The sequence below is a fragment of the Tautonia plasticadhaerens genome, from assembly GCF_007752535.1.
In the GTDB taxonomy this organism is placed as follows: domain Bacteria; phylum Planctomycetota; class Planctomycetia; order Isosphaerales; family Isosphaeraceae; genus Tautonia; species Tautonia plasticadhaerens.
Window position 1 is genome coordinate 5,474,032 of record NZ_CP036426.1, and the last position, 24,998, is coordinate 5,499,029.

Sequence of the window (24,998 nt, forward strand, 5' to 3'; positions counted from 1 at the left end):
TCGGCCTGGCCGACTGGACGCTCCCCGATCGGGTTGTCCGACGCCCGGCGGTGATGGGCATTCTTAACCTCACCCCCGACAGCTTCTCCGACGGCGGCCTCGACGACGGGCCCGAGGCGGCGGTCGCCCGGGCCGAGTCGCTCGTCGCCGAGGGCGCCGACCTGCTCGACCTCGGCGGCGAGTCCAGCCGCCCCGGCGCCGATCCGGTCGCCGTCGACGAGGAGATCCGCCGGGTCCTCCCCGTGGTCGAGGCGCTTGCCGGCCGGGTCGGGGTCCCGCTCTCGATCGACACGACCAAGGTGCAGGTGGCCGAGCGGGCCCTCCGCGCCGGGGCCTCGGTCATCAACGACATCCGGGGGATGTGGGGGGACGACGCCCTGGCCCGGCTCGTGGCCGAGTCCGGCGCCGCCGTCGTGCTGATGCACATGAAGGGCACCCCGCGGACGATGCAGCGCGACCCGTCCTATGCCGACGTGGTCGCAGAGGTCTACGACGGGCTCGCCCGACGGGTGGAGCGGGCCGAGTCCTTCGGCATCGACCGCTCCCGGATCGCCGTCGACCCCGGCATCGGCTTCGGCAAGACCGCGGCCCACAACTGGGAACTGCTCCGGCACCTCGGCCGCTTCGCCGGGCTCGGCTGCGCGGTGCTGGTGGGCACCTCCCGCAAGCGGTTCCTCGGCGACCTGACCGGCCGATCCGCCTCCGAACGTGCGACGGCCTCGGTCGTGTCCTCCCTGCTGGCGATCGAGGCCGGGGCCGACGTCGTCCGGGTCCACGACGTCGCCCCGATGGCCGACGCCGTGAAGGTCTGGTCCGCCGTCCGGGCGTCCTCCTGAATCACCGAACCCCCCTCCGACGGAATTCGAACGATGCACGCGCAGGTTGCCCAGGATTCGTTGCTCGACCAGTGCCGCTCCCTCGCCGAGCGGGCCAGGCGCGCCTCCCGGTCCCTCGCCACGGCGAGCGGTGCCGCCAAGGACCGCTGGCTGCGGTGTTCGGCCGATGCCCTCCGCTCCCGGGTCGACGCCGTCCTCGACGCCAACGACCGGGACGTCGCCGCCGCCCCCGAGTTCGGCCTGACCGCCGCCGCCACCGACCGCCTGCGGCTGAACCCGGATCGCGTCAACCAGATCGCGACCGCCCTGGAGGAGGTCGCCGCCCTGCCCGATCCGGTCGGCGAGGTGATCGAGGGGTATCGGCGGCCGAACGGGCTGGAGGTGACCAAGCTCCGGGTCCCGCTCGGCGTCATCTTCATGATGTACGAGAGCCGCCCGAACGTGACGGCCGACGCCGCCGCCCTCTGTGTCAAGAGCGGCAACGCCGCCATCCTCCGGGGCGGCAAGGAGGCCCGGCACACGAACCTCGCCCTGCACGGGGTCCTCGCGGAGCATCTCGAACTCGCCGGCCTGCCCCGGGACGCCGTCCAGTACGTCGGCGTGCCCGACCGGGAGGCAGTAGGACAGCTGCTCGGCATGCCCGAGTTCATCGACCTGGCCATCCCCCGGGGGGGTGAAAGCCTGATCCGCCGGGTCGTGGCCGAGGCGAAGATGCCGGTGCTCAAGCACTACCAGGGGAACTGCCACGTCTACGTCGACGCCTCCGCCCAGCGGACGATGGCCGTCTCGATCGTCGTCAACGCCAAGGCTCAGCGACCCGGCGTCTGCAACGCCGCCGAGACCTTGCTCGTCCATCGCGCCATCGCCCCCCGCTTCCTGCCCGAGGCGGCCCAGGAATTGAAGGACGTGGGAGTCGAGCTGCGAGGCGACGAGGCCGCCCGTGCAATCGTCCCCTCCATGAAGCCCGCCGCCCCCGAGGACTGGGACACCGAGTACCTCGACAAGATCCTGGCCGTCGCCGTCGTCGACGACCTCGACGGCGCCGTCTCCCACATCGCCCGCCACGGCTCCGGCCACACCGAGGCGATCGTCACGTCCGACCTCGCCGCCGCCCGACGCTTCGTGGCCGAGGTCGACAGCTCCGCCGTCCTCGTCAACGCCAGCACCCGGTTCAACGATGGCGGCCAGCTCGGCCTCGGCGCCGAGATCGGCATCAGCACCGACAAGTTCCACGCCCGGGGCCCCTGCGGTCTCCGGGAGCTGACCACCACCAAGTGGGTCGTCTACGGCGACGGCCACGTCCGGGGGTGATCGAGTGCCGGATCAGGCCTGCTCGCCCGGCCGACCGATCCATCATGGTCGAGTTCCGTGACCTCCGATCGCCTGTCGGCCCCGACTCGACGAAGGCCGGGTGTCCGGTCGGATCGTGTAGGGAGGATAAGGGATGAGGTTGGCCCCCGCGACACCCAGGCTCTGGCATCTGATGGCGTTCGTCGCGGCCGTCGCCGGGGTGTTTGCGATCATTCGCCAGATTGGCCCGGGGCCAAGCATGTTCATCGGCATCGGCCTCTTCCCGGGGGTGCTGGCCTGGCTCGCGTCTCGACGTCGTCGCAAGGCGGCCGCCGTGGCCTTCGCCGCGTCGGTAGGGCTGGCCGCTGCCCCGATCATATTACTCTGCGCCTATTGGCTGAACATCGCCGGGGTCGCCCTCGCCGTCCTCTGGGCGATCCTCACCGTACCCCCGACGATCGGCTTCGGGATCGCCTGGGCGTCCGAGTTCCGTCAGGAGGGCGGACCGGGCTGGCGAGCCTCGGTGCCCCCGTGGACCCTGGTGCTTGCCTCGGCGGCCCTCCTGATCTCGATGATCCCGACCCTGTGGCCCCTCCGGCTCGCCTTCCTGGCGTCGAGGCCGTCCCTGGACCGCCTCGCCGATCGGGTCGCCGCCGGCGAGACGCTCGTCAGGCCGGCGCGAGCGGGCCTCTACCGGATCGTCGCGAGCAGGCTGGAACCACGGAGCGGCAGCGTTGCGCTCCTCACCGACGACCATCTGGCAGGGGGCTCGGGCTTCGTGAGGCTCAGCACACGCCTGCCGCAACATTCGCCGATGTCCAACCTGAATTTTAACGTGCACCTGGGACGACGCTGGCGCTATCAGGACGAAGATTGAGCCGGACCCCGGTGGGTTAGCCAGCGGGGTCGCCGGTGCGCGACGCCCATCGGGATCGGGGTCCCCGCCGGGGACCCGACGAGGATCGACTCGGGAGGCCGGGTCACCGGAGGCATCGCTCCAGGCCCCCTTCCAGCGTCGGGCGGTCGAGGGCCGGCAACCATTCCTCGAGCCGACTCGTGTCGAGCGAGACGTCCGACGGCCTCGGCTCGGGGCCGGGGGCGTCGTCCTGTCGATTTCCCCGGAGGAGGTTGACGGGCAACCCGGCGTGGGCGGCCAGGCGGCGGAGCATCTCGAACCGGGAGACGCGCTCGACGCCGCCGACGTGGAGGATCCCGATGATCTCGGGCGACTCGACCAGTCGGGCGAGCGCCTCGGCCGCGGTGGCGTAGTCGAGCGGGGTGCGGAACTCGTCCAGGAACAGGGAACGTGACTCTCTCCGGCGGAGGGCGTCGATGATGGCGTCGAGGAAGGTGGGACGGCCGCATCGCGAGGGGCCGTAGAGGAGGCTGAGCCGGGCGACGAGGTGGGACGGATGGCGGAGCACCCGGCGTTCCCCCTCCTGCTTCGACCGGCCGTAGCCCAGGATCGGCCGGGGCGAGTCGTCCTCGCGCCACCAGGCCCGAGAGCCGTCGAAGACGAGGTCGGTCGACGTGAAGACGAGGCGTCGGGCGTTGGAGGATGCCCAGTCGGCGATCGTCCCGCTCGCGTCGGCGTTGACCGTCGAGGCGAGGGCCGGGTCGGCGAGCACCCGGTCGACCCGGCTGATCGCGGCCAGGTGGAGGATGGCGTCGGGGTTGGTCCGGTCGAGGGCGGCGGCCAGGGCGTCCGGGTCGATCAGGTCGACGGGCTCGATCGGGGTCCGGCCCCGGGAGCCGCCCGTCGATCGGCTCCAGCCGATCACCTCGTGACCGGACCCGTCCAGCCGGTCGAGGACATACGACCCGAGTTGCCCGCTCGCGCCGGTCACGACGATCCGCATGAGGTCGGCCCCCCGTTCGGGTTGCGGTTCACAGCAGGGGGATCATGCGATAGAGTCCCCCTCGTGTCGACCCCGCCGCCGGTCGCTCGGCGAAGGCGGGGCCCGAGGGACCCGCGATGCCCGAGCGGCCAGGGAGGGCCGCCCATGGACGTCCGAGAGCTGCCGGTCGACGAGATCGTCCTCGACCCGGGACTGAACCTCCGGGACCGGCTCGACCCCGAGGCGATCGAGCGCTACGCCGAATCCTGCGAGGATCTGCCCCCCGTCACCGTCTTCGACGTCGACGGCCAGTGGCTCCTCGCCGACGGCTTCCACCGCCACGCCGCCTTCATCGCCCGGAACCGCCCGAAGATCCCGAGCAAGGTCGTCGAGGGCAGCTATGCCGAGGCCCTCCAGTTCGCCGCCGGGGCGAACATCACCCACGGCCTCCCCCTGCGGCGTCAGGAACGGCGTCGGGCGGTCGAGGTCCGGCTCCGGGTCGACCCCGATCGCTCCGACCGCCAGCTCGCCCGGGAACTCGGCGTCAGCCGCGACCTCGTGGCCAGGGTCCGGCACGACCTCGTCGGCGCCGGGCAGATCGGCCCCGGCGAGGGCCGGGTCGGCGCCGACGGCAAGTTCTACCCGAGTCCCGGCCTCGGGAAGGACCCCAACGAGGTCCTCCCCGGACGGGGAGACATGCCCCCCGAACCCCGGGAACGCCGACCCACCGACGAGGACGGCGACGACGACGGCCGGGGCCGCCCCAGTGGCGGCCGGGACGCGAATGGCCCCGGGGTCGCCGATGGCCCCCCCCCCGCCGACGGCTTCCCCCCCGGCTTCCCCGGCGCCGAGCTGCGAGACCTCGCACGGTCCGGCCCGGTGCCGGTGGCGACGCCGACCATCGACGAGATGCTGGAGCTGATGGCCCGGCAGGTGATGGAGCTGGTCTGCTGGATCGAGGGAGACGACTTCTCCCCGGCCTATGCCGTCGCCGGCGACCAGGCCCGGCAGCGATTCCGGGTGGCCGTCCGCACGCTGGCCGAGGCGGTGGAGACGCTCGACCAGGGCTGAACATGACTCGGGATCGGCAATCGTGAATCCGAATTCGTCCTTCCAGAGCGCCCCGCCCGGATCGCCCGACGCCGACCCGCGGGACCGCCTCGCGCGCTGGGCCCTCGGGTTCGTGGCGCTGGGGGTCGTGCTCCGGCTGGTCCGGTTCCTGCTGCGCTACCCACTCTGGCACGACGAGGCCTTCATCGCGGTCAACTTCATCGACCGCGGCTATCGGGGACTCGCGCAGCCGCTCGATTATCTCCAGGTCTGCCCGATCCTCTTCCTCTGGGTCGAGCTGACGATCGTCAAGCTCCTCGGCTTCAACGAGTGGTCGCTCCGGCTGTTCCCGACGCTCTGCGCCGTCGGCGGGCTAGTCCTGTTCGATCGGCTGGCGAGGAGGACGGTTTCCGGCTGGGCGTATCCTATCGCGGTCGGGATCATGGCCGTCGCCTACTCGCCGATCCGGCACGGCAACGAGGTGAAGTCGTACGCGACGGACCTGCTCGCGGCGACGGCGCTGCTGCTGCTCGCGAGCCGATGGCTGGAGGAGCCGGGTCGGTCGCGGTGGCTCTGGTGGCTGGCGGCGGCGGTGCCGTTCGCGCTGGCCGGGTCGCTGACGGCGGTGTTCGTCGTCGGGGCGGTCGGCCTGGCGATGGTGCCGGGGGTCTGGAGGGCGAGGAGGCCGGCCGTCTGGGCCGCTTACGGGGCATTCGGGGTCGCCTCGGCGGCCACCTTCCTGCTCCTCTACCGCTTCCACCTGGCGACGGCCCGGAGCGAATGGCTCCGGTTGGAGTACCTGCTCCCCTACTGGGCCGGGTCCTTCCCGCCGTTCGAGGACGGGGCGATCGCCACGATCTTCTGGTTGCTCCGGATCCACGCAGGGAACATGCTCTCCTATCCCGTGGGCGGGGACGACGGCGCGAGCGGCTTGACGCTGCTCTGCGTCGTCGTCGGCCTGGCCTTCCTGGCGAGGTCGGGGCGGTGGGCGTTCGCCGCGCTGCTGGCGTTGCCGTTCGCCCTGAACCTGGTGGCCGCGGGGGTGCACCGCTACCCGTACGGCGGCGAGGCGAGGATCGCCCAGCACCTGGCGCCCTCGGCCTGCCTGCTGGCGGGGATCGGCGCGGCCCGGCTGATCGATCGCGTCCGATCCCGGGCCAGGGCCGATCGGCTGAGGAGGTTGGCGATCGGCGGGCTGCTGCTCGTCGGGGTCGGGAACCTGACGCAGGCGGTCGTCTCTCCTCATCACATGATCAGCGCCGAGAGCGATCGAGCCTTCGCCCGGTGGTTCTGGGACCAGCAGTCCCGGGAGGCCGAGGTCTCCTGCATGAAGGCCGACCTCGGCCTCGATTTCGAGCCCCGCCAGTGGGTCACCGGCATCTCGGCCAGCTACCTCTGCAACCGGGCCATCTACCGCCCGCCGTCCTCGGCCCGGCATTCGGACGGATCCCGGCCGCTCCGCTTCGTCCTCTTCCAGGTCGACAGCTACCCGTCGCCGCTCAGGTCGCCGGGCTTCCGGTCCTGGTTCGAGGAGATGAGCGGTGGCCACCGGTTCCGTCGCGTCGACGACTACGTCGTCAATGCCGGTCGCGGCCTCACCGACTGGAAAGTCGGCCGCTACTGGGTCGTCGAGTTCGAGCCGGGGGAGGGGACGGCTCAGGTCGGGTCGAATTCCAGGCCGCGGTCGGTGATCCGGTAGGGGACGATCGCGTCGGAGCAGGCGCTGCCCCGGTGCTTGGCGACGTAGAGGGCACGGCCCATCCGCCCCTCGTGCCGGGTGCGGCCCATGAGGATGATGGTATTGGCGTTGGAGAAGACGTCCCCCTCGCCGATGGGGCGGGTCATCAGGTCGTCCAGCAGGACGTGGGGCGTGGTGTAGAGGTAGAGGCAGCCGACCGAGGCGTGGTCGTAGCGGTGGGCCATCACCCGGGGCTCGTTGGCCCGGTAGTGCTCCCGGAAGAGCTCCCGGGCGGCCCAGTCGTCCTCCTTGCGGAGGACTTGGTGGTAGAGGTACTCGAAGAACTCGAACTGGATCGACTCGCTCATGCGGTCGGTCGGCTCGATGCCGTCGACGACCACCCGGCGCGAGCCCCGGACGAAGTTGGCGTAGAAGAACTCGACCGACTTCCGCAGGACTCGGGCCAGGTCCGTCTTCCAGGCGTGCCAGTCGTCGTGCTCCAGGTCGCGACGGGTGACGCGGCGGCCGGCCCGGGAGAACGGGTGGAAGTAGTCGCCGATCGGGCGGTCGAGGTCCCAGACGGCACCGAGGTCGAGGTTGGCGTCGGCGGGATAGGGGGCGATCTCCCAGCCGGACTGGTCCCGGGCGTACGAGGCGTGGTTCTGGGCGTCCCCCCGGCTGGTGAGGTCGCAGAGGACGCCCCGGCGTCCCTCGCCCTCCCGGCCCCGGTCGGCCCATCGCAGGCCGAGCTGCGTCTTGCCGACGCCGGTGGCGCCCGCGATCACGGTGAGGGTGCCCGGCAGCAGGCCGCCGCCGAGCAGCCCGTCCAGCGCGTCGATCCCGAACCCGAGCCGCTGACCCGTCATCGATGTTCCTGCGTTTCTGGGGCGATTATGGCCGTCGATCCCCGACCAGGCCCGATCGGTCGCCCGATCGGGCCTGGCATTGTCGCCATCGGGTAGCCGATCGGGCAAGTCGGCCGCGTCAATTCAAGTCGCCGGCGGGGCGGGCCGATGCTTAAGAACGAGTCGCCGGCCTAACCGGCGCGATCGGCAAGACAACTCCAGCCGGCCCCGGTCGTCGCCGATCGGGGGTTTTTCCCTGGGGCGATCGGAGGGGATCGGGTGTTCCAGCCGAGACGCAGCACAGACCGGACGCAACCGGGCCGAGGGGCCGGGGTCCTCGGCATCTTCCTGCTGGCCGGCCTGGCCGGGGCGTTGGCCTCCGGACCCCCCGGCCTGGTGGCCCAGGAGCTGGGGCCCGGGGCGGGCCTCCCGCAGGAGGAGGTCCCGACGCCCCCCGAGCCCGGGGCGGTCTTCCCGCAGCAGGGTGGGCCGGAGGGGCCGGAGATCCCGCCGCCGGTAATGCCGCCCGGGGCCGAGCCGTCGGTCCTCATCCCGCCCCCGGGGAGGCCGATCGGACCCCGGCCCGACCCGTCAGGGCCGCCGACCGGAGGGGTCATCCGGTTCGGCCCGCAGGGCCCCCCGGGGCCCGGGGCCGAGGAGGCCGGGCTCCCCCCCGCCATCGCTCCCCCCGGTGGGGACGCCGAGGAGGGGGAAGAGGAAACCTACCCCGCTCCCGAGTCGGGGGTCCTGATCGAGGCGGTCGACCTGCCCGCCGCCGAGGTCGAGTTGATCATCGGCCGGTCCCGCCTCTTCCGGCTGACCCGCCCGCTGTCGGCCGACACGGTGATCTCGTACGACAACGAGAACATCGTCGAGGTCCAGCCCCTGACCAATCCCCAGGCCGAGGATCTGCGCTTCATCAACGTCGTCGGCGTCGGCTTCGGCCGGGCGACCGTCCGCCTGATCGATCAGGAGCGGAACGAGGTCCAGACGATCGAGGCGGTCGTCGCGATCGACGAGAAGGCCCTGGAGCGCCGGATCCACACCATCCTGCCCGGTGCCGACGTGACGGTGCTCCAGGTGGCCCAGAATGTCGTCCTCGAGGGCCAGGTGCCCAACGCGAAGGTCATGGCGGACGTGCTGGAGCTGGTCCGCTCCGAACTCCGGCTTAGCGGCCAGACTTCCGTCGGCAGCCTGGCCGGCAGCCTCGGCTACGGCGGCGGCGGGGGGGAGGCGCCTCCCGGCGGGATCGGCACCCCGGTGCCCCCCTCGGCGGCCAGCCCCGCCGGGGCGCAGCCGGGCCTGATCGTCGTCAACCGGGTGAAGGTCCGGGGCCCCCGGCAGGTGATGCTCAAAGTCAAGATCGCCGAGATCAACCGCACGGGGCTCCGCCAGCTCGGCGTGAACTTCCAGAGGCTGACCGACGGCGACAACGTGGCCTCGATCATCGGCAGCATCGCCGGCGTGGGCCAGGGCGGCCTGGAGGCCGAGCAGCTGCTCTTCGCCGACCCGCTGGACACCCAGCTCTTCGGCATCTTCGACGAGGGGGACTTCCGCCTGTTCCTCAACGCCCTGAGGCAGAACGACCTGGCCCGTATCCTCGCCCAGCCGACGTTGATGACGCTCGACGGCCAGCCCGCCCGCTTCCTGGCCGGCGGCAGCTTCCCGTTCCCGGTGCCCCAGATCAGCGTCGGCGGCGTCTCCACGATCACCATCCAGTTCCGGGACTTCGGCGCCCTGCTGGAGTTCCTGCCGATGATCCTGGAGGACGACACGATCCGGCTGGACGTCCAGCCGGTCTTCAGCGAGCTGAACCCGGCCACCGGCGTGGCGGTCTCCGGCACCGCGGTCCCCGGCCTGACCGAGCGGAGCGCCCGGACGGTCGTGCAACTCCGGGAGGGACAGACGCTGGCCATCGCCGGCCTGTTCTCGACCCGGACCCAAGGCAGCACGGTGCGGGTCCCGCTGCTGGGAGACCTGCCGATCGTCGGCCCGGCGTTCAGCAAGAACACGATCACGACCAACGAGACGGAGCTGCTCGTGCTGGTCACCCCGGAGCTGGTCGAGCCGCTCGAGGAGCAGGCCGCCCCCGCCCCGGGCGAACTCTACCAGGAGCCCAACGACCTGGAATTCTTCTTCCTGGGACGGCTCGAGGGGAAGACCCGGCATCCGCACCGGTCGACCACCAACTACCTCGATCCGTTCCACGTGATGAAGCACTTCCGGAGCGAGGACCAGTGGGTCGTCGGGCCTCACGGCTTCGCCGACTGAGACCGGTCCCCGGGCGTTAACCCCCGGTGCGGTCTTACCCGCCCGCACCGGGGCGAGTCGATTGAGACCGATCTGATCCGATCCGACCCGATCGGCGGGGCCGCCTCCCGAGGGCCCGCCACGCCGGGCGGGATCTCTTCCAGGTGGGAGCCGGCAGGGGCCGGTCCCGAGGCTCGGGGGGGGGGACGCGATGCGAGTCGACAGAAGATGGCTCCGGGCTGCGGTGTTCGCCGCGGCGATGGCCCCGGCCGGGGCCGTCGGCCGGGCCCGGGGCCAGGAGATCCCGATCCCGCCGCCGGTCATCCCGCCCCAGGCGGCCCCGGCGCCCGCCTTCGCCCCGCCGGAGGCGGTCCCCGGGGCGATGATCCCCGGGCACCCGGCCCCGCCCCCCCCGGCGATGGTCGCCCCGCCTCCCCCGGCGATGGTCGCCCCGCCCCCCCCGACGATGGTCGCCCCGGGCGGCCCGGTGCATGTGCACCAGCCGGGGCCGATCGGCCGGGCCTTGCACCACGCCGGCTTCTTCATCCACGACCGGATGGTGGGCGAGCCCGAGCGGTTCGACGAGCCCCCGCTCGGCTGGTCGATCGGCCAGAACTTCTCGGCGCAGGCGGCCAGGGCCTCGCAGCACCGCTACACCCTCTACCGTTCCGACTTCTTCGCCGGGACCGAGCGGCTCACCCCCGACGGGATCCGCCGCCTCGGCCGGATGATGTCCTACCTGCCCCGTTGGGGGGGGCCGGTGCTCATCGAGGAGGACCCGAACCGCCCCGGGCTGGCCGAGTCCCGCCGGCTCGCGGTGATGGAGCTGGTCGCCTCCAACGGCAATGCCATCGACCCGGGCCGGCTGATCGTCGGCGGGTCGCCCTACCTCGGCGGCCGGGGAGATCTGTCGGAGACGTACGAGGGTATCCTGCTCGACCGGTCGTTCCGGGCGCCCGCCACCTATCCGCTCAACCCGATCCCGAACGCCGACTTCGGGGCCAACTGAACCTGAACCGAGGCCCGACCCATGGACCGAGCTGACCCCCCATCGTCGCCCGACGCCGGGAGACACCGGATCGAAGGGGCCCGGGGCCCGGGCCCGATCGGCCGGGCCCCGCGGCCGGGACGCCGGTCGACCCTGCTGGCCGTGGCGTTGCTGCCGCTGGCGGGGGCATTCGGCTGCCGGTCGATGCCCCGGGTCGGGCCGGAGGCGCCGGAGCCGATCATGCCGTCGGTCCAGGAGACCTCGGCGAGTTCGCCGATGCCGTTCGGCTCGCCCCCGGTCTCGAGCACCCAGCCGACGGATCCCGAGCCCCTCCCCGAGTTGACCGCCGACCGGAGCGTGAACCTCTACCTCGACCTCGGCCGGGTCTTCGAGTCCAAGGGTCAGCTCGAGGCCGCCCAGGCCGAGTACGCCCGGGCCGTGGAGGCGATCGACCGCAAGGTGGACCGCCCGACCCGGGCCCTCGCCCATCGCCGGCTCGCCTCGGTGCTCGACCGCCAGGGCAAGTTCGGCGACTCCGAGGCCCACTACCAGGCGGCGGTCGAGCTGGCCCCCAGGGACGCCCGGATCTGGAATAATTACGGCTACAGCGCCTATCTCCGAGGAGACTGGGAGCAGGCCATCGCCCGCCTCCGCAAGGCGGAGAAGCTCGACCCGGGGGATCCCCGGACCCTGACCAACCTGGGCCTCGCCCTCGCCGCCTCCGGCGCGCAGGACGAGGCGCTCGACGCCTTCACCCGGGCCAACGGCCCGGCGGCGGCCCAGGCGAACCTGGCCTACATCCTCGCCGCCACCGGGCGGGACGAGCAGGCGAGGGACCGCTACGAGCAGGCATTGCTGCTCAACCCGAAGGACCAGCGCTCCCGGGCCGCGATCGACCGGCTCGACGCCGGCCCCGATGGGGCCGAGGCCCTCGCCGCCGGGCCTTCCCCGGTCGACCCGGCCGTCGTCCCCGCCTCGTTCGAGGCGACACCGCCTTGATCGGCCGTCGGCCGAGGCCGGAGCCCGCCGGGCGACGAGGCCAGGGGCCCCGGCCGACCCGACGCTTTCGCGGGCCCCCCGAGGCTGCTAAGGTGAGGGCAGGCCGGTGTCCCCGAGGCCGGTCCCCGATCGACCCGGGTCGGCGGGGGGCCTGCCCCGGGTCCACGGGGTCCGTCCCTCGGGAGCGACGGCGTCCCGATCCGGCCTCCCGCCCCCATCCACGGTGACGACGCTTATGAGCTACGGCAACTGGTCGCGACGCGGGTTCCTCCGGGCTTCGACCGCCGCGATGGCCGCCGCCGGCCTGCCGGCCTGGTACGCCCGGGAGGTCGTCGCCTCCCAGGACGAGGAGGCCGCCTCGAGGCCGAAGGCGAAGGGGCCGAACGACGCGATCGTCATGGCCGCCATCGGCGTCGGCGGCCGGGGCACCGGCATCATGAAGGACGCGGCGAGGCGGGACGGGGTCAAATTCGTCGCCGTCTGCGACGTCGACCGCCGGCACGCCGATCGGGCCGTCCAGGAACTGGGCGGCGGGGACGTCACGATCTACGACGACTTCCGGGAGCTGCTCGACACCGAGGAGCTGGATGCCGTCACCATCGGCACGCCCGACCACTGGCACGCGATCCCGGCCCTGACCGCCATCAAGGCCGGTCTGGACCTCTACTGCGAGAAGCCGCTGACGCTCTGGCTCGACGAGGGCAAGGCGCTGGTCAAGGCCGCCCGGGGGCGCGACACCGTCTTCCAGGTCGGCAGCCAGCAGCGTTCCGACGCCCGGTTCCGCCTCGCCTGCGAGCTCGTCCGCAACGGCCGGATCGGCAAGGTCGTCGAGGTCGAGGCCCGGATCGGCCGCAACGACCAGGGCGGCCCGTTCAAGGAAGCCCGGGTCCCCGACGCGCTGGACTGGGACTTCTGGCTCGGCCAGACACCCGAGGTCGCCTACGTACCCGAACGCTGCCACGACACCTTCCGCTGGTGGCGGGCCTACTCCGGCGGCAAGATGACCGACTGGGGCGCCCACCACAACGACATCACCCAGTGGGCCCTCGGCTACGACGGCTCCGGCCCCGTCAAGGTCGACGCCGACGGCGACGCCTGGCCCGTCCTGCCCCATTGCTTCGACATGCCCGAGCGGTTCGTTTGCACCGCCACCTACGACAACGGCACCGTGCTCAAGACCATGAGCGACGGCGAGAACGGCATTCTCTTCACCGGCGAGGAGGGCTGGATCTTCGTCAATCGCTCCCGGATCGACGCCAGCGACACGGCCCTGCTCGACGAGCCCCTCGGCGACGGCGCCGTCCGCCTCTACGTCTCCAACGACCACATGGGCAACTTCCTCGACTGTGTCCGCAGCCGGGAGACCCCCATTTGCGACGTCGAGGTCGGCCACCGCTCCGCCTCCGTCTGCCACCTGGAGAACATCGCCCTGAACCTCCGACGCCCCCTGGCCTGGGATCCGAAGGAGGAGGAGTTCGTCGGCGACGAGCAGGCCAACTCCCTGCTCCGTCGCGAGATGCGCTCCCCCTGGACGCTCGACATCTGAGCCCGGGTCCCGGCCCGGGGCGGCCCGAATCCGTCCCGCGTCCCGCCCCGGACGGGACCCCATCGACCGTCGCCCCGAGGTGACCCATGGACCAGGACGAGGCCCCCGCCCCCGCCCCCGGGCCCGAACGCTTCGAGTTCGCCGAGGAGCACGGCCGGCTGATCGGCGACCTCGGCACGAAGATGCATTTCGTCGGCCTGCTGACGACCATCCTCGGCGTCGTCGCCCTGCTCTCGGGGCTGTTGAGCCGTCCCGAGGAGGGCCTGACCGGCGCCTCGGTCGTCTCGATCCTCTCGGCCCTGTTCCTCGGGGCCGTCGGCTTCTGGTCGATGCGGAGCGGCCGGGAGTTCGTGCTCGTCTCCCGGACCGAGGGGGCCGACATCCCCCACCTGATGCGGGCGTTGCAGAACCTCCGACGCCTCTTCGGCCTGCAATATGTGCTGGCCTGGATCGGGCTGATCCTGCTGGTCGTCGCGATCCTCTTCGGCTACTTCGTCGACCAGGCCCACTGAGGCGCGCCCCGCCCTCCCGGGCGTCGACGATTTGCCTCCCGTCGAGGTCGGTCGCAGTTCCATCCGCACGTTGTCGCGTCGTAGGATGTTCCCGGGTACACCCTTCGATGATGGGGGCCGGCCGAGGGTCGTCCGCCCCCGATTCGGCCCGAGACCAACCGGGAAGACCGATGGACGCGCTCATCTGGCACAAGTCCGAGGAGAAGTTCGCCAACGTCCTCACGCTCCGCGGCCACGAGGTCCACCGCCTCAAGGTCACCGGCAACGTGTTGACGCTCAAGAAGAAGCTCCAGGGGGTCCTGGAGGGGTTGCAGCAGGGCAAGGCCCCGACCGAGGTGGGGGCGAAGTCGATCGAGACACTCGACGCCCGGACGATCGGCAAGGCCCAGGTGAGCCCGGGCAACGGCTCGCTCACCCTCCAAGGCGGGGAGGACGGGGCGAAGTCGCTGAGCTTCTCGACCGGCGACGGCAACGCCGACGAGATCCTTCGGGAGATCCTCGCCCAGTCCGGGAAGGAGTTCCGACCGGCCCAGGAGGACATCGGGGTCGTCGAGGCCCTGCTCCCCGCCGTGATCGCCGGGGGCGTGGGGGGGCTGCTCTGGATGGGGGTCTATCAGGCGGCCGGCACCCTGGCGTCGGGAGGCGACGTCGAGGTCTCCGGCCGTCGCCGGGGGATGAAGCGGCTCCTGGCCGGCGTCGCCGAGGTCCTGGGGACCACGGGCACGATCGCGGTCGGCGTGCTGCTGCTCGTGCTCGTCATGGGATGGGCGTACCGCCGCCTCTCGAAGCGTCCCCAGCGGACGGTCTGGCTGCCCGAGTCGGCCTGACCCCGGGCCGAGGCGCCTCCCCGCCGGCGTCCCCTCGTGGGCCCGGCGGGAGGGGTGCCGTCCCGACGTCGAGCTTCTCCCCGAACCCTCCCCCCTTGGCCCCCCTCCTAGAATGGGCGGGAGACCTAGGATCCAGGGAGGTCGCACGACCATGGCAGCGGACGAGGGCGGGGCGTCGGGGTCGAATTCCAGTCCTGGGGCGAGCGGGGAGGGAACCTCGAATCGCCGGATCGTGACCGTCGCCCTGATGATGGCCATGGCCGTCGCGGCGATGGAGCAGACGGTGGTCTCGCCGGCGATGCCGACGATCATCGCCCGGCTCAAGGGGGTGGAGATCTACGCCCTGGTCTTCTCGGCGTACCTGCTCGCCTCGACGATCACCACGCCGCTCTACGGCAAGCTGGCCGACCGCCACGGCCGCAAGCGCGTGCTGCTCTTCGGCCTCGGGCTGTTCGGGGTCGGCTCGATGCTCTCGGGGCTCTCCCGGAGCATGCCCGAGCTGATCGCCATGCGGGTGGTCCAGGGGCTCGGCGCCGGGGCGGTGGCGCCGATCGTCCTGACGATCCTCGGCGACCTCTACACGCTGGAGGAGCGGGCCCGGGTCCAGGGCCTCTTCAGCGGCGTCTGGGGCGTCTCCAGCATCGCCGGCCCGGCGCTGGGGGGGGCCTTGACGGACCAGCTCTCCTGGCGGTGGGTGTTCTTCGTCTCGGTCCCGTTCGGCCTGATCGCCATGCTGATCCTGGCCGTCGGCGTGAAGGAGACGGTGGCCGAACGGGAATCGAGGCCGCTGGACCTGGCCGGGGCCGCCTGGCTGACCGGGGGCACGGCCGCCTTGCTGCTGGCGGTGATCGGCGGCGAGGGGAGGCCCTGGGAGCTGGAGGTGGTGCTGCTGGGCCTGGCGGTCGGGTTCCTGGTGCTGTTCGTCCGCCAGGAACGTCGGGCGGCGGACCCGGTCCTGCCGATCGACCTGCTCGCCCAGCCCGCCCTGGCGGCCTCGATCGCCGGGAGCTTCATCATCGGCGGCCTGCTGATCGCCATCGACACCTACGTCCCCCTGTTCGTCCAGGGGGTCCGGGGCGGCTCGGCCACGGCGGCGGGGCGGTCGATCATGCCCTTGTTCGCCTCCTGGTCGGTCAGCGTCTTCATCGCCGCGAAGCTGGTCCCCCGCTGGGGGTTCCGCAGGACGGCGGTGGTCGGCTCGGTCCTCATCACGGGCGGCTCGACCGGCCTGGTCGCCGGGGCCCTCGTGCCGGAGTGGAGCCGCCCGGCCTTCTTCCTGGGGATGGGGGTGATCGGCCTCGGCATGGGGCCCACCTCGCTGAGCTACATCCTCGGTGTGCAGAACGCCGTCGCCTGGGACCGCCGGGGGGCGGCGACCGGCTCGGTCATCTTCTCCCGGATGATCGGCGGCGCGGTGATCGTCGGCCTGCTGGGCGCGGTGCTCGGCCACGCCCTGGCCTGGCGGCTGGGGACGAGCTCGGGCGTCGACATCGCCGCCGCGCTCCGGCCCGAGACGCACGGCCAGTTGACCGCCGCCCAGCTCTCGGCCGTCCGGGACGCCCTGGGCTCCACCCTCCGCGACATCTTCCTGCTGATCTCGGCGATGGCCGTCCTCGGCCTCGCCTGCGCCGCCCGGGTCGCCGGGGGACGGGCCGTCGACCGTCCGGACGCCCCGGCCTCGGCCAGGGGCCGGGGAGACGCGGAGTTGCTCCCCGCCGCCCTGGAAACCTGACGCGACACGCCGGGCCGCGGCCCGGCGTCCGGCCGCGGCTCGAAGGCGGTTCACCGTCCTTCGAGCCCGGCTCGATCAGCCCAGGATTTCCAGCTTCGGCATCTTCGGCGCCTTCATGTTCCGGATGCTGATCTGCTGGGCCAGCGCCTCGACGACGCCGAGCAGGTAAGTCCTCGACGGCGACTCCTCGACCATCACCTCGTGGAGCTTGCCCACGTCCCCCTTCTCCCGGATGGGGAAGCCGAAGGGGACTTCGCCCAAGAAGGGGACGCCCAGCTCCTCGGCCTTGCGGCGGGCGCCGCCGTGGCCGTAGGGATAGAGCCGCTCGCCGCCGCCGGGGGGGTCGAGGAAGCTCTTGTTCTCGACGATCCCCAGCATCGGCACCTTCAGCTGCTGGAACATCGCCACGGCCCTCGTCGCGTCGAGCAGCGCGACCTGCTCCGGGGTGCAGACGACCACGCCCCCCGTCAGCGGCAGGCTCTGGGAGAGGGTCAGCGGCACGTCCCCCGTGCCGGGGGGCAGGTCGATGACGAGGTAGTCCAGCTCCCCCCAGTCGACCTGGTGGAGGAACTGGTTGACGATGCCGTGGAGCATCGGCCCCCGCATGATGACCGCCTGCTCGGGCTTCACGAGGAAGCCGATCGACATCAGCTTCAGGCCGTTCGCCTCGATCGGCTGGATCCGCTCCCCCTTCGCCATCGGCCGGCCCGAGGCGCCGACCAGGTGCGGGATCGACGGCCCGTAGACGTCGGCGTCCATCAGGCCGACCTTCGAGCCGTAGGCCTGCAAGCCGAAGGCGATCGCCGCCGCCAGGGTCGACTTGCCCACGCCCCCCTTGCCCGACCCCACGGCGATCACGTTCCTCACGCCGGGGATGTCCCCCTTCTCGATCACCCCCTTGCCCCGGACGTCGGAGGCCATGTGGACGCGGACCTCCCGGTCGTGGCCGAGGACCCGGCCCAGGGCCTCCCGGACGTCGGCCTCGATCTTCCCCTTCAGGGGGCAGGCCGGGGTGGTGAGGTTGACCGTCAGATCCAGCGTGCCCTCGCCGATCCGGACGTCCTTGATCATGCCCAGGTCGACGAGGTCACGCTTGAGGTCCGGGTCCTGGACCCCCTTCAAGGCGGCCAGCACGTCCTGCTCGGACAGGTGGGAGGCGGACATCGGGCGAATCCTCTCGGGCAAGTACGCGGCGGTTCGGTCGGGGGGTGAGCGATCGGAGAACTCGGTCGGGTCGGCGGGCGGTCGTCTCAGGGGCCGAGCAGGGCCAGGGGGTCGTCGCTCGGGTCGGGCTCGTATCCGGGGAGGGCGGCCCGGCCGGCCCGGGAGGCCCGGAGGCGGGCCACGTCGATCCAGCGGTCGACCAGGGCGGCCACGTCGGGAGGGGGCGCGAAGCCGGACCAGAGCATCGAGGCGCCCGCGGGGCGGGCGAGGTGCCGGACCTCGGGTCGGTCCTCCGGGTCCAGGGCCAGGATCAGGGCCGAGGGGGCCCTCGCCGACGCCCGGACCAGCCGGTCCAGCCCCTCGGCCGCCCGGGGGCCGACGTCCAGCACCAGGATCGGGCAGGGCGAGCCGCCGAGGGCGTCCAGCAGGCCCTCCGTCCCCCTCGTCTCCCGCCATCGCACGGGGCGGTGGTGCAGGCGGCCCCGGAGTTGCGCGGCCCAGGAGCCGCGACGTTCGTGGATGACGACGAGCTGGCGATCCATCCGGCGACCGGCCCCCGGGGTGATCCGCGACTCGGACCCGACCGTCGGGCCTGCCGATCTCCCATTCTAGCGCATCGGCCGCCCGCTCGGCGAGGTCGTCCCCCCTCGGGCCCGTCGGCAAACCCCGGTGTCGCCCCGGCCTCGCTTGAACTCGGCGGCGGGGACGACCTATCATGGGGGCATCCGACGCCCGAGCCGCGGGCGTCCCCCCCACACCCTCCTCGACCCGGCCCCCCGGGGCCGGCACCCCGATGCCCCAACGCGACTTCTACGAGGTGCTGGGCGTGGACCGGGGAGCCTCCGCCGAGGAGCTGAAGCGCTCCTACCGCTCCCTCGCCCGCAAGCACCACCCCGACCTCAACCCCGACGACAAGACGGCCGCCGAGCAACGCTTCAAGGAGGTCCAGGAGGCGTACGACGTCCTCTCGGAACCCGAGAAGCGGAAGCTCTACGACCTCTACGGCCACGCCGCCTTCCAGGGGGCCGCCGCGGGGCCCCGGGCCGGCGGCGCGGAGTGGTCGGCCCGACAGGGATCGGGCTTCGAGGACGTCGACTTCTCCCAGTTCTTCGGCGGTGGGGCCGGCGTCCACCCCGGCGCCGGCTCGGCCGAGGGGTTCGACGTCGGCGGCGGCCTCTTCGAGGAGATCCTCGGCCGGGTCCGGGGGGGCCGTCGGGGGGGCCGCGCCGGCGGCCACCGGGCCGGAGGGGGAGACGTCGAGTCTTCCCTCCGCATCCCCTTCCTCACCGCCGTCACCGGGGGCGAGCAGCCGATCGTCGTCTCCCGGCCCGACGGCTCGGCCGAGACCCTCAACGTCAAGATCCCCCCCGGCGTCGCCGACGGCTCGAAGATCCGGCTCAAGGGGAAGGGGAACCCCGGCTTCGGCGGCGGCCCGGCCGGCTCGCTGGTCATCACCGTCCAGGTCGACCCGCACCCCTACTTCCGCAGGGAGGGGCGGGATCTGCTCGTCGACCTGCCGATCTCCGTCGGCGAGGCCATCCTGGGGGCCCGGGTCGACTGCCCCACCCTCGCCGGGATGAAGACCCTGACGATCCCCGCCGGCAGCTCGACCGGCCAGAAGCTCCGCCTCAAGGGCCAGGGCGTGCCCGCCCGGGGGGAGGCCCCGGCCGGGGACCTCTTCGCGGTCCTCAAGGTCGTGGTGCCGAAGTCGGTCGACGAGGAGAGCCGTCGCCTCATCGAGCAGTTCGCCGACCGCAACCCCTCCGACCCGCGCCGGGGGCTCTGGTGAGCGTCCCGAGGCCCCCGGGCCTCCCTCCTCAAGCGGGATTCGAGCGATGAACCCGAACCTCCTGCCCCGAGACCTCGTCGCCCGGCAACTGGCCGTCTCCTCCCGGATCCTCACCTCCTACGAGCGCCGGGGGCTGATCCGGGCCGTCCGGGACGGGGACGAGGAGGGCTACCCCCCCGCCGAGGTCCGACGGCTCTGGACCGTGGTGAGCCTGCACCGGGACGCCGGCGTCAACCTCGCGGGGATCGAGGCGATCCTCCAGCTCCAGGCCCAGATGGACGCCCTCTGCCGGAGGCTCCGGGACCTCGCCCGGGAACTCGACGAGGCGATCCCGGGCGCCGCAGCCGCCCCCCCCGAGGATTGACCATGCGAGACCCCGGCCGGGCCGATCCCCCCGACCGAGCGGCGAACGGCCCCGACCGGCCGGCGATCGCCGACGTCCCGGCCGCCCGGGATCGACTCGGCCGGGCCTCGGCCCAGCTGCTGGCCGCCGTGCTCGTCGCGGTCTCGGGGCTGGCGGCGCTGGTCCTCTGGCACCTCGCCCGTCGGGGGCGGCTGATCCGGGACGGGCTCGGCCCCCCCCGGCGGATCCGATGGCCCGAGGATCCCGACGGCCGCCCCGACCGCACCGAGGAACCCTGAATGGACCCGATCCCGGCTACCTTCCGCCCCTTCGAACGCATCTCCCGCCCCGAGGACTTCCGCCGGGCCTTCGACCGCCGTCGGTCGGCCTCGGACGAGGTGATGATCGTCTACGGCGCCGAGAACGGCCTGGAACACCCGAGGCTCGGCATCTCCGTCGGCCGCAAGAAGGTCCGCAAGGCCACCGCCCGCAACCGGGTCAAGCGGCTGATCCGCGAGGCCTTCCGCCGGAACAAGGCCGGGCTGCCCCCCGGCGTCGACCTCGTCGTGGTCCCCCGGGGGGCCGGGCTGACCTTCGCCCAAGCCGACCGTTCCCTGCCCCACCTGGCCCGGGCCGTCGCCGGTCGGCTGGCCCGAGACCGCTCGCGGCCCCGAGATCGCGACCGATCGGCCGAGGCCGCGCCATGACCGTCCGCCCCTGGCGATGGCCCGGCCTGGTCGCGGTCGAGGGGCTCTGCCTGCTCATCCGGGGCTACCAGATCCTGATCGCCCCGCTGATCGGCGACGTCTGCCGGTTCGAGCCCAGTTGCAGCCGGTACATGGTCGGCGCCTTGCGCAAGTACGGGTTCTTCCGGGGATTCTGGAAGGGGACCGGCCGGCTGCTCCGCTGCCACCCCTGGCATCTCGGCGGCTACGACCCGCCCTGATCCCGGTCGCCTCGACTCGTGGAGTAGTCGGCCGGGGGCCCCCCCAGCCGCTCCCGGAGCCGGGCGTATCGGTCGTTGATCGACCCCCGCCCGGAGAGGATCGGCTCGAACCGACCGGCGTCCTGGGTCAGCACGTCGGCCGTCAACGAGTCCAGCTCCGAGGTGAGCCGTCCTCGCCAGGTGTCGAGCACGGTCGCCGTCCCGGCCCGATCCGCCCAGGTCGCCTCCCCGAACCGGGCGAAGGCCTCCGGACGCTCGTCCTGCCAGTACTCGTACCGCAAGGCCACCGGGACGATCCTCAGCCCCCCGGCCCTCCGGAGCAGGAGCCGCAAGCCCCCCTGGAAGGCCAGCGGCCGGGCGTCGTTGCAGGCGATCACCCCCTGGGGGAACAGCCAGACCCCGGCCCTCGGCCGCCCGAGCAATTCGAGCGTGTAGTCGAGCGAGGCCCGGACCGATCCCGAATCCCCCCGGTCGACCGAGTAGGCGCCGATCCTCCGGAAGAACCCGAACTTGACCAGGTTCGAGTGCTCGGTCATCCCGTACCCGTCGACCGGCACCGCCTCGTTGAGCCAGTGGGCCATGAAGAAATCCCACCAGCTCGAATGATTCGCCAGGAACAGGACGCCGGCCGGGTCGTCGTCGAGGGCGGCCCGGAGCCGGTCGATCCCCTGGGCGTGGATGCCGTGGAAGTGTTGCCGGAGCTTCCGGCGGATCAACTCCCGGACGGCATGCCTCGGCCAACCCCGCTTGTGGGCCCTGATCAGCCGCGACGAGGGGCGGGGGGCGGTCACGGGTGCCCCTCGTCCCGGAGCATCCGCACCACGTTGATCATCGCCCTCGCCGTGTGGTAGTTCGCCTTCCACTGCGAGGCCTTTTGGCCGTCGCCGACCCGTCCCCCGTCGGCCTCGGCCTCGGAGAACCAGCCGCCGAACTCGTCGTCGAGCAGGTGGTCCTCGATGAATCGCCATTGCAGGGCGAAGGCGTCCCGATAGCGGCCGGTCTCGTCGCCGAAGCGGCGGTGCATGAGCATCAGCGCGTTCAGCCCCTCGGCCTGGGTCCACCAGACTTTCTTCGGGTCGAGGACGGGTCCGAAGACGTCCCCCTTGTCGAAGAAGCCGCCGTGCTCGGCGTCCCAACCGAAGTCGAGCGCGTGGTCGACCAGCGACCGGGCGACCCTCCAGGTCTCCGGGTCGTCGGGGATCCCGAGCACCCCGGCGGCCTCGACGAGCAGGTACGCCGTCTCCACGTCGTGGCCGAACGAGTCGTGGGCGGGCATGGGCCGCCAGTCCCGGGTGAAGTAGAGGTTCAGGGCACCCGGCTCGACGGCGATCCGGTCCCGGACGACCCGGTGCAACTCTCCCAGGCGTTCCCGGACGATCGGCCGGTCGTCCACCCTCGCCAGCTCGGCGACCGCCTCCAGCAGGTGGATGTGGGCGTTCATCGACTTCGTGCCGTAATATTGCGACATCCGGTTGAACTGCCGAGGACGGGGGGCCTCGGGGTCTCGATCGAGGATCGGCGTGCCGTCCCTCCGGGTCGCCTCGTGGTAGCCGCCGTGCTCGTCGTCGTGGGCGTGGGCGTCGAGCCAGTCGAAGGCGTCCCGGGCGACCTCGAGGGCGCGAGCGTCACCCGAAACCTCGTGGACCTTCGCCCCGGCGTAGATGACGAAGCTGGTCGCATAGGCGTGTTTCTCGTCGCCGAGGCGAGGGGCGACCTCGCCGTCGGGGCCGAGGATCCAGTGGAACCCGCCGTGCTCGTCGTCCCGCATCACCTCGTCGAGGTAGGCGATGCCGTGCCGGGCGTGGTCGAGGTAGGCGTCCCGATGGCCCTCGTCGTGCTCGGCCATCGCGGCGGCCGTCCAGGCCATCCGGGCCTGGTAGACGAGGAAGCGGTTCGAGTCGGGGGTCGGCGACCAGTCCCGGGCGAAGGACTGGTGGAACCCGCCACCGGGTACGATGGCCCGGGGATACCAGAGGGCCATCTCGGCCTTCAGCAGGTCGTCGATCCGGTCGGCGAGCCGGGACTCGTCGAGCGAGGGGGGCTCCTGGGCGGACGAGGGCCGGGAGGCCGACGCGACCAGCGCGGCGAGGATGAGGGCACGGGCCGGAGCCGACCCGAAGAACGTCCTGAGCATTGGGGTTCCCCCTGGCGACGTGTGGCCCTCCCCCGGGGAGTCATGGCCGTTCCGAGGCGCTTCGGGCGCTGATTTTGCTCCCCAAGGCCCCTCGATTCAATGCCCCGGCCGCCGGGGAGGACGGAGGAGGCCGATGCCGATCGACTACCGGAGGGACGGCGACGTGGTGATCATCGGCAACGTGGCCGGGGTCATCAGCGACGCGAGCACCTTCGACGCCGCCCGGGACCTCGACGCCCTGCTCGACCTGGGCCATCGCCGGTTCGTCCTGGAGCTCTCCGGCGTCGGCACCCCGGGGCCGACCGCCCTGGGTGCGCTGATGACCCTCGCCCGGCAGGTCCGCCGGAGGGAGGGGGAGGTCGTCTTCTCCCGGGTCGGCCGGTCGACGTTGCGACTCTTCGAGGAGATGCAGCTCGACGCCCACGTCGACCTGTTCCGCTCCACCCCCGAGGCGCTGGCCTTCCTCCGGAGGTCCGACCCGGGCCTCGACGACTGAACCTAGCCGAGCGGCCCTCTCCACCCGACCGATCCGCTCCGGAGACCCTCCCGATGGCCTTCGAGTATTCCTCGGCCGAGCCGACCCGAGCCGAGGTGGACCGGATGCCCGGCCCCGTCCTCCTCGAGTTCGGGGCCGGCTGGTGTGGCCACTGCCAGGCCCTGGCCCCGGCGCTCGACGCCCTGCTGGAGCACCGCCCTGAAATCCGGCACCTCGCCGTCGCCGACGGCCCCGGCCGCCCCCTCGGCCGTTCCTTCCGCGTCAAGCTCTGGCCGACGCTCGTCCTGCTCCGGGACGGCGAAGTCCTCCGCACCCTCGTCCGGCCCCGGCCCGACGAGGTCCGCGAGGCCCTCGACGCCTTTTCGCAATCCGGGTGATCGCGCCCCTGCTCGGCGACCGTCATCAGTCGTCCGCCCCCATCGATCGAGGCCCTCCCCTTGGACGCCATCTCCACCCGGGAAGCCGACGCCCTGGCCGGGATCGACCTCCCCCGGCTCGTCCGCTTCCTCGCCGACTTCGTGAGGATCCCGAGCATCACCGGCTCGGTCGATGAGGTCCGCGCCCAGCGTCTGGTCGCCGACGAGCTGGCCGGGCTCGGATTGGGGGTGGACCTCTGGCCGATCGACCTCGACGCGCTGAAGGCCGACCCCGAGTTCCCCGGCCTGGAGGCCCCCCGCTCCGAGGCCTGGGGGCTGGTCGGCTCCCTGCCGGGCGAGGACGGGCCGACCCTGATCCTGAACGGACACGTCGACGTGGTCCCCCCCGGGGACCCCGGCCAGTGGACCGTGGGCGACCCGTTCTCCGGCCGGGTCGAGGGCGGCAAGGTCTTCGGGCGAGGGACCTGCGACATGAAGGGCGGCCTCGCCTGCGCCCTGTTCGCCCTGCGGACGGTCCGGGAGGCGGGGATCACGCTTCGAGGCTCGGTGCAGGTCCAGAGCGTCGTCGGCGAGGAGGACGGCGGCCTGGGCACGTTCGCCACCCTGCGGCGAGGCCACCGCGGGGACGCGGCGATCATCCCCGAGCCCACGAGCCTGGCCATCGTCCCCGCCAACGCCGGGGCGCTCACCTTCCGGCTCACGGTCCCCGGCCGGTCGGCCCACGCCAGCATGAGGAAATCGGGCGTCAGCGCCATCGACGCCTTCTGGCCAATCTGGCGGGCCCTTTCCGACCTCGAAGCCCGGATCAACGCCGACCCCGACCCGCTCATGGCCCGGTTCGACCCCCCCTACCCCCTGAGCCTCGGCGTCTTCCGGGCCGGAGACTGGCCCAGCAGCGTCCCCGACCGGCTCGTCGCCGAGGGCCGCCTCGGCGTCGCCTTGGGGCAATCGCCCGAGCAGGCCCGTCGGATGTTCGAGTCCGCGATCGCCGACGCCTGCGAGGCCGACCCCTGGCTCCGGGACCACCCGGTCGTCATCGACTGGTTCGGCGGCCAGTTCGCCGCCGGCCGGACCGACCCGGCCGAGCCGATCGTCGGCCTGGTCCGGTCGGCCCATCGGGACCTGCTCGGCTCCCCTCCCGACCTGCACGGCGCCCCCTACGGCAGCGACCTCCGCCACCTCGTCAACCTCGGCGGCATCCCGACCCTCCAGTACGGGCCCGGGGACATCCGCCTCGCCCACGCGCCGGACGAGCACGTCGAGGTCGACGCCCTGCTGAAGGCGACCCGGACGCTGACCCTGGTCATCCTCCGGTTCTGCGGCGTGCGATGATCGGCTCGGGGCCGGGCTCTCCCGTC

At 72.5% G+C, this 24,998-nt stretch carries 26 protein-coding genes; 20 read left to right on the forward strand and 6 right to left on the reverse strand.

Annotated elements, in window-relative coordinates:
- Positions 1 to 53 precede the first annotated feature (53 nt).
- The 3 genes from folP (at position 54) to ElP_RS21930 (ending at position 3,003) form a co-directional block, all read left to right on the forward strand.
- A complete protein-coding gene (gene folP / locus ElP_RS21920; RefSeq protein WP_145278610.1) occupies positions 54 to 836 on the forward strand; it encodes a dihydropteroate synthase in 783 nt (260 codons plus the stop codon).
- Between the two features lie 33 nt (positions 837 to 869).
- Entirely contained in the window at positions 870 to 2,147 is a 1,278-nt protein-coding gene (locus ElP_RS21925) for a glutamate-5-semialdehyde dehydrogenase (RefSeq protein WP_145273024.1), read from the forward strand.
- A 133-nt stretch (positions 2,148 to 2,280) separates the two neighbouring features.
- Positions 2,281 to 3,003, forward strand: a complete 723-nt coding sequence (locus ElP_RS21930; protein WP_145273027.1) for a hypothetical protein — start codon at positions 2,281 to 2,283, stop codon at positions 3,001 to 3,003.
- A 103-nt stretch (positions 3,004 to 3,106) separates the two neighbouring features.
- Here ElP_RS21930 and ElP_RS21935 read toward each other — a convergent pair whose 3' ends face one another.
- Positions 3,107 to 3,985, reverse strand: coding sequence for an SDR family oxidoreductase (locus ElP_RS21935; protein WP_145273030.1), 879 nt, complete (start codon positions 3,983 to 3,985; stop codon positions 3,107 to 3,109).
- Between the two features lie 144 nt (positions 3,986 to 4,129).
- On the opposite strand from ElP_RS21935, the gene ElP_RS21940 reads away from it, so the two are divergent.
- Both ElP_RS21940 and ElP_RS21945 read left to right on the forward strand, forming a co-directional pair.
- A complete protein-coding gene (locus ElP_RS21940) occupies positions 4,130 to 5,035 on the forward strand; it encodes a ParB/RepB/Spo0J family partition protein (RefSeq protein ID WP_145273033.1) in 906 nt (301 codons plus the stop codon).
- Between the two features lie 22 nt (positions 5,036 to 5,057).
- Positions 5,058 to 6,713 carry an ArnT family glycosyltransferase gene (locus ElP_RS21945; protein ID WP_197446276.1) on the forward strand — a complete coding sequence of 552 codons (1,656 nt, stop codon included), beginning with the start codon at positions 5,058 to 5,060 and terminating at the stop codon, positions 6,711 to 6,713.
- Here ElP_RS21945 and ElP_RS21950 read toward each other — a convergent pair.
- The gene (locus ElP_RS21950) at positions 6,671 to 7,558 is read right to left on the reverse strand and encodes an RAD55 family ATPase (RefSeq protein WP_145273039.1); all 888 of its coding nucleotides are present in this window, start codon (positions 7,556 to 7,558) and stop codon (positions 6,671 to 6,673) included. The two genes, ElP_RS21945 and ElP_RS21950, sit on opposite strands and share 43 nt — an antisense overlap.
- A 258-nt stretch (positions 7,559 to 7,816) precedes the next feature.
- Here ElP_RS21950 and ElP_RS21955 point away from each other — a divergent pair, with 258 nt between their 5' ends.
- From ElP_RS21955 to ElP_RS21985, 7 genes are all read left to right on the forward strand, one after another.
- A complete protein-coding gene (locus tag ElP_RS21955) occupies positions 7,817 to 9,808 on the forward strand; it encodes a type II and III secretion system protein family protein (RefSeq protein ID WP_145273042.1) in 1,992 nt (663 codons plus the stop codon).
- A 190-nt stretch (positions 9,809 to 9,998) separates the two neighbouring features.
- Positions 9,999 to 10,796 carry a hypothetical protein gene (locus ElP_RS38490; protein WP_197446277.1) on the forward strand — a complete coding sequence of 266 codons (798 nt, stop codon included), beginning with the start codon at positions 9,999 to 10,001 and terminating at the stop codon, positions 10,794 to 10,796.
- A gap of 21 nt (positions 10,797 to 10,817) precedes the next feature.
- Positions 10,818 to 11,774 carry a tetratricopeptide repeat protein gene (locus tag ElP_RS21965; protein ID WP_145273044.1) on the forward strand — a complete coding sequence of 319 codons (957 nt, stop codon included), beginning with the start codon at positions 10,818 to 10,820 and terminating at the stop codon, positions 11,772 to 11,774.
- Positions 11,775 to 12,009: 235 nt separating this feature from the next.
- Positions 12,010 to 13,320, forward strand: coding sequence for a Gfo/Idh/MocA family protein (locus tag ElP_RS21970; RefSeq protein ID WP_145273046.1), 1,311 nt, complete (start codon positions 12,010 to 12,012; stop codon positions 13,318 to 13,320).
- Positions 13,321 to 13,406: 86 nt separating this feature from the next.
- On the forward strand, positions 13,407 to 13,832 hold the full coding sequence (locus tag ElP_RS21975; protein ID WP_145273050.1) for a hypothetical protein: 426 nt from the start codon (positions 13,407 to 13,409) through the stop codon (positions 13,830 to 13,832).
- Between the two features lie 170 nt (positions 13,833 to 14,002).
- A complete protein-coding gene (locus ElP_RS21980; protein WP_231749209.1) occupies positions 14,003 to 14,659 on the forward strand; it encodes a hypothetical protein in 657 nt (218 codons plus the stop codon).
- Positions 14,660 to 14,810: 151 nt separating this feature from the next.
- On the forward strand, positions 14,811 to 16,391 hold the full coding sequence (locus ElP_RS21985; protein WP_145273052.1) for an MFS transporter: 1,581 nt from the start codon (positions 14,811 to 14,813) through the stop codon (positions 16,389 to 16,391).
- A gap of 75 nt (positions 16,392 to 16,466) precedes the next feature.
- Here ElP_RS21985 and ElP_RS21990 read toward each other — a convergent pair whose 3' ends face one another.
- Together ElP_RS21990 and ElP_RS38495 are read right to left on the reverse strand one after the other, a co-directional pair.
- Positions 16,467 to 17,555, reverse strand: a complete 1,089-nt coding sequence (locus ElP_RS21990; protein ID WP_145278614.1) for an Mrp/NBP35 family ATP-binding protein — start codon at positions 17,553 to 17,555, stop codon at positions 16,467 to 16,469.
- An 86-nt stretch (positions 17,556 to 17,641) separates the two neighbouring features.
- Positions 17,642 to 18,097: a hypothetical protein gene (locus tag ElP_RS38495; RefSeq protein ID WP_197446278.1), complete on the reverse strand. Its 456-nt coding sequence runs from the start codon at positions 18,095 to 18,097 to the stop codon at positions 17,642 to 17,644.
- A 251-nt stretch (positions 18,098 to 18,348) separates the two neighbouring features.
- Here ElP_RS38495 and ElP_RS21995 point away from each other — a divergent pair, with 251 nt between their 5' ends.
- Genes ElP_RS21995 through yidD form a run of 5 tightly spaced genes read left to right on the forward strand, consistent with a single transcriptional unit; the run spans position 18,349 to position 20,633 of the window.
- Positions 18,349 to 19,344: a DnaJ C-terminal domain-containing protein gene (locus tag ElP_RS21995; RefSeq protein WP_145273055.1), complete on the forward strand. Its 996-nt coding sequence runs from the start codon at positions 18,349 to 18,351 to the stop codon at positions 19,342 to 19,344.
- Between the two features lie 46 nt (positions 19,345 to 19,390).
- Positions 19,391 to 19,708 (forward strand): chaperone modulator CbpM, encoded by a 318-nt coding sequence (locus ElP_RS22000; protein WP_145273058.1) that lies wholly within the window; start codon positions 19,391 to 19,393, stop codon positions 19,706 to 19,708.
- A 2-nt stretch (positions 19,709 to 19,710) separates the two neighbouring features.
- The gene (locus tag ElP_RS22005; protein WP_145273061.1) at positions 19,711 to 19,986 is read left to right on the forward strand and encodes a hypothetical protein; all 276 of its coding nucleotides are present in this window, start codon (positions 19,711 to 19,713) and stop codon (positions 19,984 to 19,986) included.
- The gene (rnpA, locus tag ElP_RS22010) at positions 19,987 to 20,394 is read left to right on the forward strand and encodes a ribonuclease P protein component (RefSeq protein ID WP_145273064.1); all 408 of its coding nucleotides are present in this window, start codon (positions 19,987 to 19,989) and stop codon (positions 20,392 to 20,394) included.
- Positions 20,391 to 20,633, forward strand: a complete 243-nt coding sequence (yidD, locus tag ElP_RS22015; protein WP_145273066.1) for a membrane protein insertion efficiency factor YidD — start codon at positions 20,391 to 20,393, stop codon at positions 20,631 to 20,633. Before rnpA ends, yidD begins: the two co-directional genes overlap by 4 nt.
- Here yidD and ElP_RS22020 read toward each other — a convergent pair.
- A complete protein-coding gene (locus ElP_RS22020; protein WP_197446279.1) occupies positions 20,618 to 21,424 on the reverse strand; it encodes a lysophospholipid acyltransferase family protein in 807 nt (268 codons plus the stop codon). The two genes, yidD and ElP_RS22020, sit on opposite strands and share 16 nt — an antisense overlap.
- Positions 21,421 to 22,767: an AGE family epimerase/isomerase gene (locus ElP_RS22025; RefSeq protein WP_145273072.1), complete on the reverse strand. Its 1,347-nt coding sequence runs from the start codon at positions 22,765 to 22,767 to the stop codon at positions 21,421 to 21,423. The genes ElP_RS22020 and ElP_RS22025 overlap by 4 nt, the downstream gene beginning before the upstream one ends.
- A 133-nt stretch (positions 22,768 to 22,900) precedes the next feature.
- Here ElP_RS22025 and ElP_RS38500 point away from each other — a divergent pair, with 133 nt between their 5' ends.
- From ElP_RS38500 to ElP_RS22040, 3 genes are read left to right on the forward strand one after another with little or no spacing between them, the layout of a single operon-like run.
- Positions 22,901 to 23,263 carry an STAS domain-containing protein gene (locus tag ElP_RS38500; RefSeq protein ID WP_197446280.1) on the forward strand — a complete coding sequence of 121 codons (363 nt, stop codon included), beginning with the start codon at positions 22,901 to 22,903 and terminating at the stop codon, positions 23,261 to 23,263.
- Between the two features lie 53 nt (positions 23,264 to 23,316).
- Entirely contained in the window at positions 23,317 to 23,640 is a 324-nt protein-coding gene (locus ElP_RS22035) for a thioredoxin family protein (RefSeq protein ID WP_145273078.1), read from the forward strand.
- A gap of 60 nt (positions 23,641 to 23,700) precedes the next feature.
- Positions 23,701 to 24,972, forward strand: a complete 1,272-nt coding sequence (locus tag ElP_RS22040; protein ID WP_197446281.1) for an ArgE/DapE family deacylase — start codon at positions 23,701 to 23,703, stop codon at positions 24,970 to 24,972.
- The last annotated feature ends 26 nt before the right edge of the window (positions 24,973 to 24,998 follow it).